General features: G+C 40.2%; 18 protein-coding genes. 4 read left to right on the top strand and 14 right to left on the bottom strand.

The annotated features are described in order from the left end of the window. Window positions 1-7 precede the first annotated feature (7 nt). A complete protein-coding gene (locus PQ578_RS05255) occupies window positions 8-454 on the top strand; it encodes a YtoQ family protein (protein ID WP_273832518.1) in 447 nt (148 codons plus the stop codon). Here PQ578_RS05255 and PQ578_RS05250 read toward each other — a convergent pair. Together PQ578_RS05250 and PQ578_RS05245 are read right to left on the bottom strand one after the other, a co-directional pair. Then, entirely contained in the window at window positions 451-954 is a 504-nt protein-coding gene (locus tag PQ578_RS05250) for a DUF84 family protein (RefSeq protein ID WP_273832517.1), read from the bottom strand. The two genes, PQ578_RS05255 and PQ578_RS05250, sit on opposite strands and share 4 nt — an antisense overlap. Before the next feature lie 67 nt (window positions 955-1021). After that, on the bottom strand, window positions 1022-2089 hold the full coding sequence (locus PQ578_RS05245) for a M42 family metallopeptidase (RefSeq protein ID WP_273832516.1): 1068 nt from the start codon (window positions 2087-2089) through the stop codon (window positions 1022-1024). 163 nt (window positions 2090-2252) lie between these two features. Between PQ578_RS05245 and PQ578_RS05240 the strand changes: the two genes are divergently transcribed. Beyond that, window positions 2253-2567: a PepSY domain-containing protein gene (locus tag PQ578_RS05240; RefSeq protein ID WP_224883255.1), complete on the top strand. Its 315-nt coding sequence runs from the start codon at window positions 2253-2255 to the stop codon at window positions 2565-2567. Window positions 2568-2644: 77 nt separating this feature from the next. Here PQ578_RS05240 and PQ578_RS05235 read toward each other — a convergent pair whose 3' ends face one another. The 7 genes from PQ578_RS05235 to trmB all read right to left on the bottom strand — a co-directional run bounded on the left by PQ578_RS05235 (window position 2645) and on the right by trmB (window position 9892). Beyond that, a complete protein-coding gene (locus PQ578_RS05235; protein ID WP_273832514.1) occupies window positions 2645-3184 on the bottom strand; it encodes a hypothetical protein in 540 nt (179 codons plus the stop codon). A 193-nt stretch (window positions 3185-3377) separates the two neighbouring features. Further along, window positions 3378-4220 carry a pyrroline-5-carboxylate reductase gene (gene proC, locus PQ578_RS05230; protein ID WP_273832513.1) on the bottom strand — a complete coding sequence of 281 codons (843 nt, stop codon included), beginning with the start codon at window positions 4218-4220 and terminating at the stop codon, window positions 3378-3380. A gap of 316 nt (window positions 4221-4536) precedes the next feature. Continuing rightward, window positions 4537-6444 carry a PTS fructose transporter subunit IIABC gene (locus PQ578_RS05225; protein ID WP_273832512.1) on the bottom strand — a complete coding sequence of 636 codons (1908 nt, stop codon included), beginning with the start codon at window positions 6442-6444 and terminating at the stop codon, window positions 4537-4539. Further along, the gene (pfkB, locus tag PQ578_RS05220) at window positions 6441-7373 is read right to left on the bottom strand and encodes a 1-phosphofructokinase (RefSeq protein ID WP_273832511.1); all 933 of its coding nucleotides are present in this window, start codon (window positions 7371-7373) and stop codon (window positions 6441-6443) included. Before pfkB ends, PQ578_RS05225 begins: the two co-directional genes overlap by 4 nt. Next, window positions 7370-8122 (bottom strand): DeoR/GlpR family DNA-binding transcription regulator, encoded by a 753-nt coding sequence (locus PQ578_RS05215; RefSeq protein WP_273832510.1) that lies wholly within the window; start codon window positions 8120-8122, stop codon window positions 7370-7372. The genes pfkB and PQ578_RS05215 overlap by 4 nt, the downstream gene beginning before the upstream one ends. A 196-nt stretch (window positions 8123-8318) precedes the next feature. After that, on the bottom strand, window positions 8319-9161 hold the full coding sequence (locus PQ578_RS05210; protein ID WP_273832509.1) for a YtnP family quorum-quenching lactonase: 843 nt from the start codon (window positions 9159-9161) through the stop codon (window positions 8319-8321). Window positions 9162-9250: 89 nt separating this feature from the next. After that, a complete protein-coding gene (gene trmB, locus PQ578_RS05205; protein WP_273832508.1) occupies window positions 9251-9892 on the bottom strand; it encodes a tRNA (guanosine(46)-N7)-methyltransferase TrmB in 642 nt (213 codons plus the stop codon). Between the two features lie 175 nt (window positions 9893-10067). Here trmB and cydS point away from each other — a divergent pair, with 175 nt between their 5' ends. Continuing rightward, complete coding sequence (gene cydS / locus PQ578_RS22480) at window positions 10068-10163, top strand: cytochrome bd oxidase small subunit CydS family protein (RefSeq protein WP_373560766.1); 96 nt, start codon at window positions 10068-10070, stop codon at window positions 10161-10163. Between the two features lie 102 nt (window positions 10164-10265). Next, the gene (locus PQ578_RS05200; RefSeq protein WP_098444585.1) at window positions 10266-10544 is read left to right on the top strand and encodes a YtzH-like family protein; all 279 of its coding nucleotides are present in this window, start codon (window positions 10266-10268) and stop codon (window positions 10542-10544) included. On the opposite strand, the gene PQ578_RS05195 is transcribed toward PQ578_RS05200, so the two are convergent. The 5 genes from PQ578_RS05195 to thpR form a co-directional block, all read right to left on the bottom strand. After that, entirely contained in the window at window positions 10525-11334 is an 810-nt protein-coding gene (locus tag PQ578_RS05195) for a phosphotransferase (RefSeq protein WP_337958003.1), read from the bottom strand. The two genes, PQ578_RS05200 and PQ578_RS05195, sit on opposite strands and share 20 nt — an antisense overlap. 124 nt (window positions 11335-11458) lie before the next feature. Next, on the bottom strand, window positions 11459-13600 hold the full coding sequence (pulA, locus tag PQ578_RS05190) for a type I pullulanase (RefSeq protein ID WP_273832506.1): 2142 nt from the start codon (window positions 13598-13600) through the stop codon (window positions 11459-11461). Window positions 13601-13694: 94 nt separating this feature from the next. After that, window positions 13695-14381, bottom strand: a complete 687-nt coding sequence (locus PQ578_RS05185; protein ID WP_273832505.1) for an LrgB family protein — start codon at window positions 14379-14381, stop codon at window positions 13695-13697. After that, window positions 14378-14758, bottom strand: coding sequence for a CidA/LrgA family protein (locus PQ578_RS05180; protein ID WP_273832504.1), 381 nt, complete (start codon window positions 14756-14758; stop codon window positions 14378-14380). Before PQ578_RS05180 ends, PQ578_RS05185 begins: the two co-directional genes overlap by 4 nt. Beyond that, window positions 14742-15287, bottom strand: a complete 546-nt coding sequence (thpR, locus tag PQ578_RS05175; RefSeq protein WP_273832503.1) for an RNA 2',3'-cyclic phosphodiesterase — start codon at window positions 15285-15287, stop codon at window positions 14742-14744. The genes PQ578_RS05180 and thpR overlap by 17 nt, the downstream gene beginning before the upstream one ends. Window positions 15288-15486 lie beyond the last annotated feature (199 nt).

Genomic DNA, 15486 nt, shown 5'->3' with positions numbered 1-15486 from the left:
ACTACTGATGGAATTGACGGTTTATCTGGCTGGACAAATTCACGATGATTGGCGAAATGAACTGAAAGAAAACGCTATTAAAATGGAATTGCCTATTCAATTTGTTGGACCTATGGAAAATCATGATCGTTCAGACAACATTGGTGAAGAAATTAAAGGCGAACAACCTAATAATATTCTGAAGGATGAAGCTGCTTCTGAAATTAACAACCTGCGCACTCACGTTTTACTTCATAAATCAGACGTAGTCATTGCACTTTTTGGTGAGAACTATAAACAGTGGAACAGTGCTATGGATGCTGCTACGGCGATCGCTCTTCAGAAACCACTTATTCTGATTCGCCCTGAATCCCTTCATCACCCACTAAAAGAACTTTCTAACAAAGCTCAAGTTACTGTCGAAAACACAGACCAGGCTTTAAAAGCATTATCTTATATTTTCGAAACGAATTAACGCATTTGAAATTGGTATTGACCGATAAGTAGAGATACAAGATGATCGTACATGTCGGTTCTTGAGACGGTGCCGTTGGTAAAAATCCCAATGGCGCCTTCTTTTTTGCTTACGTCCGCTCGACTTGCATACTCGGAAATAACAGGACCTAATTCTTTTCCTTCCTCCAGCATTTTTTTAATATGATCAGGAAGCGGAAATCTTGCCCCACCTGCAATTACTTCTGTGCCATTTTTATCAACAAGAGCTCCCCAATTGCAAACGTATAATTCCTCTTCAATGATCTGAACTCCACCTTCAAGACCGATACCTATTTCACTTTGACTTGTTGCCAATGCGGCTCTAGCCCGTTGTTTTGCTCCAAGAAGCGTTTCTTCGTCTCCCCATGGTTGATCGGCAACACCAGAATCCACGTCCACCCCTATGACCTCACCGACAAAATGGTTTCTCACTGCGTTTATTTTCACCGGGTTCGTAGATCCAACTACTAAATGATTCACTCAACATCCCTCCACCTACTTGATAAAAAATGCTCATAAGAAAAGGAGCCTCTTCGGCCCCTTGTACTTACACGTTGCTTTTAATACTATCTACCGTTGCCTGATCTGTTGATTTCACTAATTTTATAATTAATTCTTTTGCAGCTGCATAATCATCTATGTGGATCATTGAAGAAGAGGTATGAATATATCTTGAGCAAATTCCTACTACTGCGGAAGGAACGCCATTATTGGATAGATGAACGCGCCCCGCATCCGTTCCTCCTTGAGAAATGAAATACTGATAAGGAATTTCATTACTTTCAGCCGTATCCAAGATAAAATCTCTTAAACCTTGATGGGTCACCATCGAGCGATCATAGATCCGTAGAAGTGCTCCTTTACCAAGCTGACCAAATTCATTCTTATCTCCAGTCATATCATTCGCGGGACTTGCATCCAATGCATAGAAAATATCCGGATTGATCATACTTGCTGCGGTTTGTGCACCTCTTAAGCCCACTTCTTCTTGAACCGTAGCCCCAGAATACAACTCATTCGGTACCTCTTCATTTTGAAGTTCTTTCAATAGTTCTATCGCTAAACCTACCCCGTAACGATTATCCCAAGCTTTTGCCATGATTTTTTTCTCATTAGCCATGGGGGTGAAAGGGCAAACGGGAACGATTTGCTGTCCTGGCTTAACGCCAATACGTTCGGCATCTTCCTTGTTGTCAGCACCAATATCGATAAGCATGTTTTTAATTGCCATTGGTTTATTACGAGTCGTATCATCAAGTAAATGCGGTGGGATTGATCCAATCACACCAGGAATTGGGCCGTTCTTCGTCATTACCTGGACACGCTGAGCCAGAAGAACTTGACTCCACCAACCTCCAAGGGTTTGAAAACGCAACATCCCATTTTCGGTAATAGATGTTACCATAAATCCAACTTCATCCATATGACCAGCGACCATTACACGTGGCCCATCGTTTCGTTTAACCCCAAAAACACTTCCAAGATTATCTTGAATAATTTCATCTGTGTACTTACTAATTTCACTTTTTACGAATTTTCTAACATCATGTTCAAAACCGGGTGCACCTTGTAATTCCGTTAATGTTTTAAAAAGCGTCAACGTTTCTTTATTCATATGTATCCCCTTCCATCGTTCGTCTCTTCCTATTGTATCGAATCTGGTTGCTTGTTGCTAGTGTCGTGGATTTTCGATAGAAACATTTGGTCCAAGTAAGAAATTCAGATATACTATAGATGGAAAACAAATTGCCCACATGAAGAAGGGAGATTCTTAAGCAATGAGAACAAAGGATTTGTTAATTGGAGCACTAATTGGTGCAGGAGCCGCAGCCATTACAGTGTCTACAATCGCTTCAAAAAAAACGTATATTTCACCTGAAAAAGCGTTAAAAGCAGTTAAGGGTGCTGTAAAACCCGTCTATACTGTTAAAGGGTCCTGGATTCATATGAAAACGGATTCAGTGGAGAAATTCAATCTTCCTTATACCGTTTATGCGGGAGGTTTAACCTGCGAAAAAGAAGGTGATCTTCAGCAGCTTGACTTTATGGTGGATGCAGAAACAGGTACATTAGTGGAATTACAGGCTCAGTAAAAATCACTGTTTGCAAGAATCACACTAGAAATCCCCGTGCACGAGGCACGGGGATTTTGCTGTCTTATTTGGGTCAATTAAAAAGTAGTATTCGTGTCGTAAACGTTATTTTGCAATTTAAAACGAAGTGTTGAATACTTATTTTTAGTCCATAAGTAAGCAAGAAGGATTGGACCAACAAGCATAATCGCACTTAGGAAAAGAATGACGCTCATGTGAAGGTGTTCACCTGTAACATCTGCGTGACTATCTTTATATTCCTTCGCTTTTTCAATATCCAATACTTTGGAATCTGGGATGATTGCATTGGCTTCTGTATCATAGAAAAGGACCTGTGTATGATCTTCAAAGAAAATGTTGTCACGAACTGTTGTAAACTCTACAAGCATCATTGAGACTTTGCTAAATTCCTTATCTGCTGAGCTGTCCACTTCAAGATTTTCTGCGTCTACAACTTTAAGAGAACCTTTGTCGTAGTCATAGTGTTCTTCCCCAAGATAACTAGCTACGCCCTTCTTTACTTCATCACTAACATCCGCTTCAGCATGTGCTGCTGTTCCCGCAAAAGGAAATGCGATTAAAAATACAGCAAGAAGTGCAAAAATTCCTTTTTTCATCATTTTTTCCTCCTCTATCAAACAAATTATCCAATTCTTATCATATCATATTCCATCTATTATTCTACTAACATTTTGTAGAAAAAGACATCCAATAGGAGGAAATGACGGACAGATCATCCATCCACGTTTAAATTACGTTTACCCTATCCGATTCATTTCATAACAAAAAAGAACCGGTATGCACCGGTTCTTACTGAGTTACTGGTTTTTTGTTGAATTGAGTACTAATTTCTTTTGAGCGTGTAGCTGCATTTTCAACCGCTGCTACAAAAGCTTCTCCGCCACCATTATCATACAAAGCTTCAAGACCAGCTTGAGTAGTACCGTTTGGTGAAGTTACTTTTTTTCTTAGTGCGGAAGGCGAATCTTCAGATTGCTCTGCCATCATTCCGGCACCTAGTACCGTTTGAACAGCCATTTTCCTAGCGGTTTCTGTTTCAATTCCACCTTCAATAGCAGCTTTCTCAAGACTCTCTATTACATAATAAATATAAGCGGGCCCGCTTCCTGCAACGCCTGTAAATACGTCCATTTGCTCTTCTTCGATAACAACTGTCTCCCCAATAGAACGTATAAGCGTGCGAGCAATTGTAACCTGCTCATCACTTACATGTGTGCCTGCCGCTAAAGCAGAAATAGATTTCCCAATCATACTTGATGTGTTTGGCATAACGCGGATGACTGGTTGTTCTCCATCCAGTTGCTCCTCAATATAGGCGGATGGTACGCCAGCTAGAACAGATAAGAGAAGTTGATCATTCGTGATAAAGTTCTCGATCCCTTCTAGTGCACGTTCAACATCTTTAGGTTTCATTGCAAGGATTACAACATCAGCCTCACGAACGGCGAATTCTATGCTTTGCGTCGCCAATACGCCGTGGTTTTCCATTAACTCCTGACGACGTTGTTCATTACTTCTGTTTGTCATAATAATACGTTCAGGTTCAATAGTACCTGACTCAATCATTCCTGCAGCCATTGCCTCTGCCATTGAACCCGCTCCGATAAACGTTACGGTTTTATTTTCTAGCATGATTGCCTCCTTTGGATTTCCGAAAAATCATCTACGGTCATTTATACTAACACTGCATCCTTAGACCTTCAACCTTTTAGCCATAAGAAATAAGCATAAGCGCAAGATACCAAGTGAAAACGTTATCATTCGAATCTCACGGGAAACTGTATGAATGAGATGGACATATATCGGTTCTCATGCTCTCTCATCCCTTCTAATCGGCACTATGTTTTTAACATAAAGTGGAAAATCAAGCTACTACACCAACTTTTCAAATGCACCGTTATTTACTAAATAAGGAAAAGAGACTCCCATACGGAGCCTCTTTCACTTATTATGCTTGTACTTTTGGTTTAGATTTCTTTAATATACCAACCATCAAAGCTGTGATAATTGTACCAATGACGATAGCTAGGATATAGAGAAGAATATGAGTTAATGAGATGTTATTCACAGACCAGATAACAAACGCTCCGCCATGCGGTGCTGGTAAAGCTATATTAAACAACATTGTTAATGCGCCTGCTACAGATGATCCAACAATAATAGAAGGAATCACTCGTCCTGGATCTGCTGCTGCAAATGGGATTGCTCCTTCTGTAATGAAGGAAGCCCCCATCACATAAGCGACTTTGCCTGCTTCACGCTCAGTTTTGTTGAAGCGATTTTTAAATAGCGTTGTTGCAAGAGCAAGCCCAAGTGGTGGTGTCATACCTCCTGCCATGATTGCTGCATGATACGTTAGATTACCTGCATCAATCATCGCAATACCGAATGTAAATGCTGCTTTATTGATTGGACCACCCATATCAACTGCCATCATCCCACCAAGAATTAAGCCTAGTAGAAGCTTATTCGTCGTACCCATTCCGCTCAACCAATTTTCTAGCCCTGTGTTTAAAGCTCCTACAGGTTCAATTACGACATACATCATAATGATTCCTGTGATAAAGATACCAAACAAAGGATATAGAAGAACCGGCTTTAACCCTTCTAGGGATTGTGGAAGTCCAGAGAAAAGCTTTTTCAAAAGAAGAACAGCGTAACCAGCAAGGAAACCTGCAATAAGTCCACCTAGAAAACCAGCGCCGTTTGTAGAAGCCATTAAACCACCAACGAGACCAGGAGCAAGACCAGGACGATCGGCAATACTCATTGCGATAAATCCTGCGAGGACTGGAATCATAAGAGCAAAGGCATTTCCACCGCCAATGGTGCTTAGTGCTGCTGCAAATGCATTGTAACTTGGATCATCTGGATTTGCCGCGTTAATACCGAAGATAAATGAAAGGGCTATCAAAATACCGCCACCAACAACGAGCGGAAGCATATTCGAAACACCGTTCATTAAATGTTTATAGAATGCGGACTGCTTTCCTTTTCTTTCGTTTTTCTTCTCACTGATTTGATCTTCGTATGATCCAGAAGATTTATAAACCGGAGCATCACCGTTTGCTGCTTGCTTTAGTAAATCAGCCGGCTTTCGGATGGCTTCTGCTACTGGAACTTCAATTACTTTCTTTCCTTTAAATCGATCCATTTCTACTTTTGTATCTGCCGCAACAATAATACCTGGTGCCTTTTCAATCTCTTCATCAGTTAGACGATTTTTCACGCCCCCTGATCCATTTGTTTCAACTTTGACACTATAGCCCATTTCAGATGCTTTCGCTTTCAGTGCATCCGCAGCCATATAAGTGTGGGCAATACCCGTAGGACATGCTGTAACCGCTAATATTTTCCCAGTAACTTCAGTTGTTTCTTCCACTTCATCTTCATCAGCATTTTCTTCTTCTTTCTGATCAAATGCTTGCAACACCTCTTCTTCCGTTCTCGCTTCAAGAAGTCCTTTACGGAATTCGTTATCCATTAAAAATGAAGATAGTCTGGATAGCGCTTCTAAATGTGTTTGGTTCGCTCCTTCAGTCGCAGCAATCATAAAGAACAAGTGCGCCGGCTGACCATCAAGAGACTGATAATCGATACCTGCATGAGAACGGCCAAAAACAATTGCCGGCGACTTTACGGCCGCAGTTTTGGCGTGAGGAATGGCGATGCCTTCTCCAATCCCAGTCGTACTCTCATTCTCACGCGCATGAATCGCTTTTTTGAATGCGTTAAGGTCCTTCACTTTGCCTGCTCTATCTAGTTTTTCAGACAGCTCATTAATAACACGATCTTTCGAATCCGCTTCAAGGTTTAGAATCATTGTTTCTTTTGTTAATAATTCTGTGATTCTCATATTCCCCGACCTCCCATATCATCATAAGTCTTAACCGTAATTTGTTTTCTTAACTCTTGAACTTCTTCTGCTGTACAGAAACCAGTTGAAAATGCGCTCGCGCTTCCTGCTGCGATCCCCGATTGGAATGCTTCTTTCAAGTTTTCAGTTTCGATGTATTTACTAAGAAAACCAGCTACTACTGAATCCCCTGCTCCAACTGAATTCTGTACTTTACCGATTGGAACGTTGCCAAACAGAACATCTTCAGCTGTAATCAATACAGCTCCATCCCCTGCTAATGAAACAATCACGTTTTTTGCGCCCATTTCTCGAACTTTCTTACCGTATTTGACCGCTTCCGCTACTGAAGTAATGTCAACATCAAATATATCGCCTAGTTCATGGTGGTTCGGTTTTACTAGAAACGGTTTTGCTTTTACTACTTCCTTTAATGCTTCTCCTTTAGTATCAACAATCGCCTGTACGCCATCTGGTAGGGTCTGAAGAATTCGAGAATAGATTGTTTGATCAACACTCGAGGGAACGCTACCTGCCATAACAACAATATCCCCTGCAACAGTTTGCGAAAGTTGAGTAAATAAATGTTCAATATCACTTTCAGTTATTTCTGGAGATAAACCATTAATTTCTGTTTCTTCTCCATTTTTTAACTTAATGTTAATGCGGGTATCTCCATTTACATGAATAAAGTTAGGATGAAGAGCTTCCTCTTTCAGTGACTGTTCAATGAACTGACCTGTAAATCCGCCAACAAACCCTAATGCTGTTGATTCATGTCCAAGGCGTTTTAGAACTTTTGTCACATTAACACCTTTTCCCCCTGCGATCTTCATCTCTTCGTCTACCGTATTAACGAGTCCAGTTTTAAGGTTCTCCAGTCGTACAATATAGTCGACTGATGGATTTAACGTAATTGTATAGATCATATCTTCACCACTTCTACTGTTGTATGTTTGCTTACCTGATCATAATTTGTATCAGGATGTTCATTTGTAATTATCGTACACGCTTCAATATCTGCAACTTTACTAAAAGCTGCTTCACCAATTTTCGAATAATCAGCTAGAATATAGGCATCGCGTGAAAGTTTAATCGCTGCTTGTTTAATGATGGCTTCATCTGGATCTGCCGTTGTATAGCCTAACGATTCATGAATACCGTTAATCCCGATAAAACACTTATCGAAACGATACGTTTCAATACTTTCAAGTGCCTTAACTCCTGTCATTGCCCCTGTTCTTGATTTAAACTTCCCACCAATAACATAAGTTGTTATACCTTCTGCTAGAAGGCTTTCAATAACCTGGTAGCCATTTGTAACAACAATGACTTGTTTATGTTGTAAGAAAGGAGCCATCTTTTGCGTCGTTGTCCCTGCATCAAGGAAAATGCAGTCACCGTCTTTAACCAATTCAGCTGCATAAGATGCAATTTTCTCTTTTTCTGACATGTTCTGCGTGGATTTTTCACCAAGTGATGGTTCCGTTCCCTTTGAACGAAAAAGTGATGCGCCCCCATGAATTCGTTTTAACTGATTTTCTTCTTCCAGTTGAACAAGATCACGACGAATTGTTGAAACTGATGCCCCGGTTGCTTCACTTAACTCATGAACAGTTGCTGTTTCCTTTTCTTTAAGAACTTGTAAAATGATGAAATGACGTTCAGCATTTAACAAATCATCACCTACTTTCTACTCACAGTATAATGAAAGCACTTTCATAAGTCAATCATTTTCGTTCAATTTTATTCAAAAACATTCAAAAGTGTTCAAACACAGTCAAATAACGCAGCGCTTTAACATCTCAATTCTCGTTTTCCATTCAGCTGGACTTAAAAAAGGAAGACTGCCCGTTCGGCAGTCTTCCTTAAAATCAGCTATTTCGTTTTACTTCATGCGTTATTTCAAAAGAATCGTTCCATTTAAGAGCACGGTAACGAGCATCGTGATAAAAAATAAACCAGGCGTCTTGAGATACAGCATCAGTAATCCACTTTTCTTTCGCATAGATGGAGGTCATTGGATAATCATCATATGCAAGAACCCAAAGAGGGTTTTTGTGTGCGTGAGTTGGCATGAGGTCTGCCATGTGGATGAGATACTCGTCCCCTTCTTCCAGCGTGATAATCGCATGACCATCACTATGTCCACCAGTATGGTACAAATTTAAACCAGGAAGCACTTCATAGGCTTCTTTATATGTTTGGACCTGATGTTGAATCGCTTCCCAGTTCTCTTTCCAATATGTATTTTTCGAACGAATGTTAGGTTCTCTCATTTCATTCCATTCTATTTCTGAGACGTAAATAACGGCATTCGGAAAAGTTGACTTATACTCATTTCCATCCGGTTCAGTTAAGCCACTTGCATGATCGAAATGCAGGTGAGTCATAAGGATTATGTCAATGTCCTCCGCTGACAACGATAGCTCTTCAAGAGAAGCATGAATGTCAGACTCTTCCTCAACACCATAGTTCCTTCTTTGCTTCTCGGTCAACTTCCCTTTCCCAATCCCTGATTCAATTAAGATCTTTTTGCCTTGCCATTGAAGTAACAGCGGATCCGTTCGAAGCTCGATTTGGTTTTTCTCATTTACAGGGTATTTCTTGCTCCAGAGCGGTTTTGGCACAACTCCAAACATCGCGCCACCATCCATATGAGTAACCCCACCTCTCACCCACTTAATTAATAGTGTACCTACTTGTAACTGTTCCATTACAAAACCCCTTTCTACGATTATGTCTATCTTCTCACTAAAAGAAATCGCTTTCAACGAGAATCAAAAAAAGAGTCGCGCTAAGCGACTCAAATTCTGAATTTTGCTTCACACCGATAAATCCGGCTTCCTTTTGATGAAAACTTTTCTTCATACTCAGTCATCACATTATCTTCCATACCACTTTGATGCAAATCAAGGCTTACATGATTTAACGTCATGCCGTATGCAGAGAAACTGTGAAGGGAATATTCAAATAAGCCCTGATTATCTGTCTTAAAATGAACTTCGCCTTTCGGGCTCATCACAACACGATACAAATCCAAAAACGTTTTATAGGTAAGTCTTCTTTTTTCATGGCGATTTTTTGGCCAAGGATCTGAAAAATTCAAATAAATGCGGCTTACTTCATTTTCTTCAAAAAGCGATTGAAGATCTTGTGCGTTTTCATTCAGCAAGCGAACATTCGGCACATCTTCTACGATTAACTTTTCTAAAGCAGACACCATAACACTTGACGATAATTCTAAACCAATGTAATTCACATCAGGATTCTGTTTCGCCATGCCAATTATAAATTGTCCTTTCCCCGTTCCGACTTCTAGATGAAGGGGGTTGTTATTTTGAAAGACGTCATTCCAGTTCCCCTTTCTTTCGGAAGGGGTGGTGGGTACGAATTGTGGATGCTCTGCAAACATTTCTTCTGCCCAGGGTTTATTTCGTTGACGCATATGTTCACTTCCTTATAGTCTAATTACCGTTTTTACACAATCGACATTTTACCATGAAATCATAAGAATAGAAAGGTGGTGGAAAGGGTATGAAATAGTAGTCAAATTGTAAAAAATGATGTGGTGAAACTCACTACATTTCAGTTATGATATGGAGAGAGAGGAGGGTGAAGAAGTGGAACACTTTCTTATCATGTGGGCACCATGGATTGTGATCATTGTTTCCATTGTTGCGCTTTTCGGATGGGGTGCAAAAGGCGATACAAAATAATGAGCCATAACACGGAGAAATCCGTGTTTTTTCGTATAGCGATAGCATAATTCCTCCTTACATGCACACGCTATTTAGTAGTACAAATAAGGAGGAAAATTCATGCCACTCTCACATCGAGATCAGCTTTTTATTCTGGCTGACATTCTTAAGAACCATCATATCGATTGCACAGGTACATCTTCGGAATGTGAGCAAGTTCAACGTTTGGCAACAGCTTTACAGCAAAACGAAGGTATTGCGCCAGAGATTAAGCAGGTACTTGGTCAGATTCAACAATATAGCGCTACTGGAGCAACAGAATCCAATTTATTAAACCATATAGAAACCCACCAGCCTCATCTTAGCCAGTGGGTTGATACTATTGATCGGTATCAATAAGTCGATAGTGGTTTAAATTCTCTAAGTCTTTTTTCCAGAATTCAACTTCTCCGTTTAATCCTTTAAGATCGTACCAATAGATAGACAAGAGTGTCTGCGCTACCACATACCAGTACATGCGGTGGCGCAGGCTTTCTGTATTTTCCAATCCGTAATGAGTGAGCCATTCTTCCCACTCCTCTTTTGGAAGGTACCAGTAAAGAAGCATTCCGATATCTAACGCAGGATCTGCCACAACCGCTCCGTCCCAATCGATTAAATATAGATTCCCTTCCTCACTAAACATCCAATTATTATGATTGACATCACAATGACAAACAACCTTTTCCACGTTCTCAAGATCATTTTTATTAGCAGCAAGGTAAGATAGGGCTCGAATCACTTCAACGTCTTTTCGATGATGATTCTCAAACTTTTGTAATAAATCTTGATAAATGACGTCTGGTGAAAGAGGTTTTTTCCCGAGACGATTTAGCATCCTTCGAAGTTCTGAAGAACGATGAATTTTATAAAGCATTTGCGCCACTCGCGGCTGCTTCATTTCATGGGACTTCAGTTCTCTCCCCGGCAACCACTTTTGGGCTGTAATAACGTCTCCATTCTCAAGTCGCTTGGTCCAGAGAAGTTTCGGTACAATTCCTTCCGCCGACAAAACAGCCAGAAAAGGCGAGGAGTTCCGTTTTAGGAATAATTTCTCGTCTCCATATTGAGCTAAGTATGCTTCGCCTGTCGCTCCGCCAGCGGGCGTAACCTGCCAGCCTTCGCCTAAAATGTTATCCAACAATTTCACCTTCGATTTCCGTTAGTTTGTAGATTCTGGAAGTTTTGCGTTTTTAGCGGTTTTTTCTCCGGACCTAGCTAAAAACCGTCTACGAATAAAAAATTATAACACACGTTGACGAAATCTTCATGTGTTAATCATTTGTTATTAAAATAATTGTGTTAAATGGCGTTACTGAGAGCAATTTATCTGATGTTTTTCTAATCGGTTCAACGCTTGCTACTTCTCCATCGGCAAGAATCCATTTCTCACCATCACCGATATCGATAATATCGTCATGGAAACCGCCGTTATGAATGACGACAATGGATTCAGACGAGTGCTGTTGATGAATGCGATAAGCAAGGATTGGACCTGGAGAATCGATAAAGGAAATCCGATTCATCTCATGTCGTTCAGCCATTCGAAACGCATCAAAATGTTTTCTAATTGAAATTAACCCTCGAATATACTTGACGTTTGCTTGAACAGCTCTCATTCTTTGCCAATCAAAGCGATTAATTTTATCAGGAGATTTATAGCTATCTTCTACTCCATTTTTTGTGCGGAAAAATTCCTGTCCCGCATGAATGAATGGGATCCCCTGCGAAAGAATGGTGATCGCCGTCGCGAGACGATGCATACGCTGTTTAACATCCTCACTCACTCCTGGATGACTCCGATTCAAGCGATCCCAAAGCGTATGGTTATCATGACATTCTACATAATTAATAGATTGAGATGCTGTAATAAATTTATCCTCAACACTCCCCATTATACACTTCTTTACGTCTTCTTTAACTGAAAAGTTTCCATTTGCAAAGCCAGTGGAGCGTGTATCAAATAACTTCCCTTTAACAGAATCACGGAAATAGTCGTTAAAATAGCCTATTCTAGGGGTTTCTCGAGCATTGCCACTCATTGCTTTTCGATGGTCAGGTAGAATGGTGTTCATATGCCATCCTTCACCAAACACAAGAATCGTTGGATCTATGCAATCAAGGGCATAGCGTACTTCGTTCATCGTTTCTTTATCATGAATTCCCATTAAGTCGAAGCGAAAGCCATCAATGCCATATTCTTTTGCCCAGTAAACAACCGAATCGACAATTAATTTCCTCATCATTCTTCTTTCAGAAGCTGTATCGTTTCCTACCCCCGTTCCATTCGAAGGTTTTCCACCATGATCAAACCGAAAATAGTAACCAGGTACAACCTTTTCTAATGGAGAAGCATGAAGTTGATAGACGTGATTAAACACGACGTCCATAATGACCCTCAAACCTTTTTCATGAAGCTTCTGAATCATTTCCTTCACTTCTCGAATACGCGTGTACGGTTCATGAGAGTTTAGTGAATAGCTACCTTCTGGAACAAAATAATGAATTGGATCATATCCCCAATTATAGGATGGAGGGACTTTCATTTCATCGACACTACCGAAGTCCTGAATAGGAAGAAGTTCAACGTGCGTAACCCCGAGCCATTTTATATAGTTAATCCCTGCTGGAATGCCATCTTTATCAGGCGGTTCTTCTGTAAATGCCTTATACTTACCTCTATTTTTCAATCCACTTTTGGCTTGAACACTAAAGTCTCTAACGTGTAATTCGTATATGATCGCGTCAGAAGGCTTCGCAAAAGAAGGTTTACTGAAAGGGTTCCACCCCTCTGGATTCGTATGGGAAGGATTGATCACCATTCCAAACTTGCAGTTTGAAGTAGCTGCTCTTGCATAGGGATCAATGGTTTCTCGACATTCACCATTAACATTCACACTGTAAGTATAGAGTGCCCCTTCTGAAACCTCAGCTGATGATCCTTCAAACACACCACGCTCTTGCTTCAACATTGGCAATTCTTTTATCTTTTGGAACGTATCATTATAGATGTTAACGATAACGTCGGTTGCTGTTGGTGCCCATACTCGAAACACCGTCCCATTTTCAGTTAATAGGGCTCCTAATTCACCATCATAATAATAGCGGTCATCAAACATTTCTGTTCTGACAACTTTTCCTGTAAAAACAAGACTGGTCTCACCACTTGAATGAATGAGATAGTAATTATTCCCCGGCATGTACTCTCGATCGACATGTAATGAAATTAATCTCTTCTTACCCATTTTTGAGTTTTCTTTTACTTCAAACGGAATGTCTAAATGGCCATCAGTAAGGGTGTAGGCATTCTTAACATCTAACGAGATATTAGCCATTACCGTAATGGTATGAAAGTCATCCCAATATGCTGTAAAAGCCTGGCTCACTTTTTTGTATGCAGAATAATCTCGTATCATATGAATCCCATCCTTTGCGGAGATGCTTACAACCTTTTTCCATTACCTATCTTATTTTCAAAAATTCATTTTGACATTTGTTTCATAAAAAAAATCAAGAAATCCATTTTAATAAAAGCGGTCCAAGGAGCGAAACGCACAGGGCACATAAACTTAAACCTATTGAACTTATTGCAGCTTCTCGCTCGCCATATTCGAGTGCCTTTGCTGTACCTATCGCATGTGATGCACCGCCGAAAGCCATACCGATTCCAAGAAAGTTCGATATGCCCAGAAGTTGGAATAACCAAGGACCAGTTACGGCTCCACCTATTCCTGCAATCATTACGAATATAACGGCAAATGCTGGTTCTCCACCAGTCATGCTAGCTACTTCCATCGCTACAGGAGTGGTTACATTTTTAGAAATAATTGTCGACACAATCATTTCGTTGTATCCGCTCACGACCGCTAACCAATATCCAGACAATATCCCTAGAAGACTTGCTGTTAAAACCGTTGCAAAAATTTCAATTTTAAACTTATTTAATAATTTTCTCTGCTTATAGAGAGGAAAAGCAAGTGCGACGATAGCAGGACCTAGCAACGCGTCGATCCATTGACCTCCACTGAAATAAGTGTCATACGAAACATCAAATGACGTTAAAACCACTACCAGAACCACCGTACATGTTAATACAGGAATCATAAAAGGGTACGGTAATAACTGATAGAGCCTGCGGAAAACAACGTATAACAATAATGTGATAAATAACCAAAAAAACATTTGCAGTAGCATCATCTATCCCACTCCTTTCGATTAGCAAGAAACTGGCCAAATAGCCCCGTCGCCCCCATTACGATCCACGTACTGACGAGAACGATTGGAACTAACCAGAGACTCTTCCCGCTAAAGAAGTCGAGGTGTTGCATGATACCGACTGTGACTGGTACAAATAATAAGGGTAAATGATTTAATAATGCGGATGCTCCCTGGGAAATCCATCGAATCGGAATCCATTTTAGATAAAGCCCTATTAGAAGAATTAGCATCCCTACGACACTACCGGGAACAGGGAGTCCTAATGTTGTTTGAAGATAGCCCCCCACTAAATAAAATCCAAACAAAAACCCAATTTGTAATGAAATGATAAGGTATTTATTAATTCGTGAACTCATAAGTCGCAACACCTTTATACCTTGGGGTTTCATCGGGTGCTACTCGATATAACTTCACACTCGATACTTCCTGACTTTCTCGTTTAAGTGTTGGCCAATTTGGTTTTATTTCTTTAGTAGGGTCATACCATTTCTTTGCAAGTGTCACGTGTGGGGAGTATTCCCTTTCTTTAAGTGAAAATCCTGCAAATTGACTCAATTGGATTACTTCTTGATGGAGCTTTTCCAATTGGTTCGTGCGTATCACATCTGCATAAAGTACACGGGGTCGACTTTCGGAACCAAAATAATGTAACCCTTCCACTTCTAAATTAAAAGGTTGCATGACCTTTGCTACCCTCTGTAAACCTTCATGTAAATCTGACAGCTGCCTTGCATCCGCTCCGCCTAAAAAAGCCACCGTAATATGAAAATCTTCAGGATAAACGATATGCTTAAAAAATCCTAAATGAGTCTTCATTTGAATCTCTTGAAGTGTCTTTCTAAGATGTGGTTGGATGGGGAGGGCAATAAAATAGTGAGTATTCAACATGTCCACTCCTTCTATCCTTTTTCTATTCTATCAAACAATCTGAATAATCTTTTATTTTTTTACTCATAAGCTTGATTTTATTACGAAAGATTTATCTTTTGCTATAATGGGGAACAGTATTAGAAAATATCGTTTAACGGGAGTGATCATCTCCTCACTTTCTATACTGACCAATTAATATGAAAATGACCCTTAA

The organism is Guptibacillus sedimenti (genome assembly GCF_028610665.1).
Taxonomy (GTDB): Bacteria; Bacillota; Bacilli; order Bacillales; family Guptibacillaceae; genus Guptibacillus; species Guptibacillus sedimenti.
The sequence above is the reverse complement of the archived record's forward strand: the minus strand, read 5'-3'. Positions and strand labels throughout refer to the sequence as shown.

Coding starts and splice junctions, on each gene's coding strand:
- PQ578_RS05200 (WP_098444585.1), top strand. CDS start 10,266: ATGCCACTCTCACATCGAGATCAGCTTTTTATTCTGGCTGACATTCTT.
- PQ578_RS05185 (WP_273832505.1), bottom strand. CDS start 14,381: ATGATGCTACTGCAAATGTTTTTTTGGTTATTTATCACATTATTGTTA.
- PQ578_RS05235 (WP_273832514.1), bottom strand. CDS start 3,184: ATGAAAAAAGGAATTTTTGCACTTCTTGCTGTATTTTTAATCGCATTT.
- PQ578_RS05245 (WP_273832516.1), bottom strand. CDS start 2,089: ATGAATAAAGAAACGTTGACGCTTTTTAAAACATTAACGGAATTACAA.
- PQ578_RS05255 (WP_273832518.1), top strand. CDS start 8: ATGGAATTGACGGTTTATCTGGCTGGACAAATTCACGATGATTGGCGA.
- trmB (WP_273832508.1), bottom strand. CDS start 9,892: ATGCGTCAACGAAATAAACCCTGGGCAGAAGAAATGTTTGCAGAGCAT.
- PQ578_RS05240 (WP_224883255.1), top strand. CDS start 2,253: ATGAGAACAAAGGATTTGTTAATTGGAGCACTAATTGGTGCAGGAGCC.
- PQ578_RS05210 (WP_273832509.1), bottom strand. CDS start 9,161: ATGGAACAGTTACAAGTAGGTACACTATTAATTAAGTGGGTGAGAGGT.
- PQ578_RS05225 (WP_273832512.1), bottom strand. CDS start 6,444: ATGAGAATCACAGAATTATTAACAAAAGAAACAATGATTCTAAACCTT.
- PQ578_RS05180 (WP_273832504.1), bottom strand. CDS start 14,758: ATGAGTTCACGAATTAATAAATACCTTATCATTTCATTACAAATTGGG.
- proC (WP_273832513.1), bottom strand. CDS start 4,220: ATGCTAGAAAATAAAACCGTAACGTTTATCGGAGCGGGTTCAATGGCA.
- pfkB (WP_273832511.1), bottom strand. CDS start 7,373: ATGATCTATACAATTACGTTAAATCCATCAGTCGACTATATTGTACGA.
- pulA (WP_273832506.1), bottom strand. CDS start 13,600: ATGATACGAGATTATTCTGCATACAAAAAAGTGAGCCAGGCTTTTACA.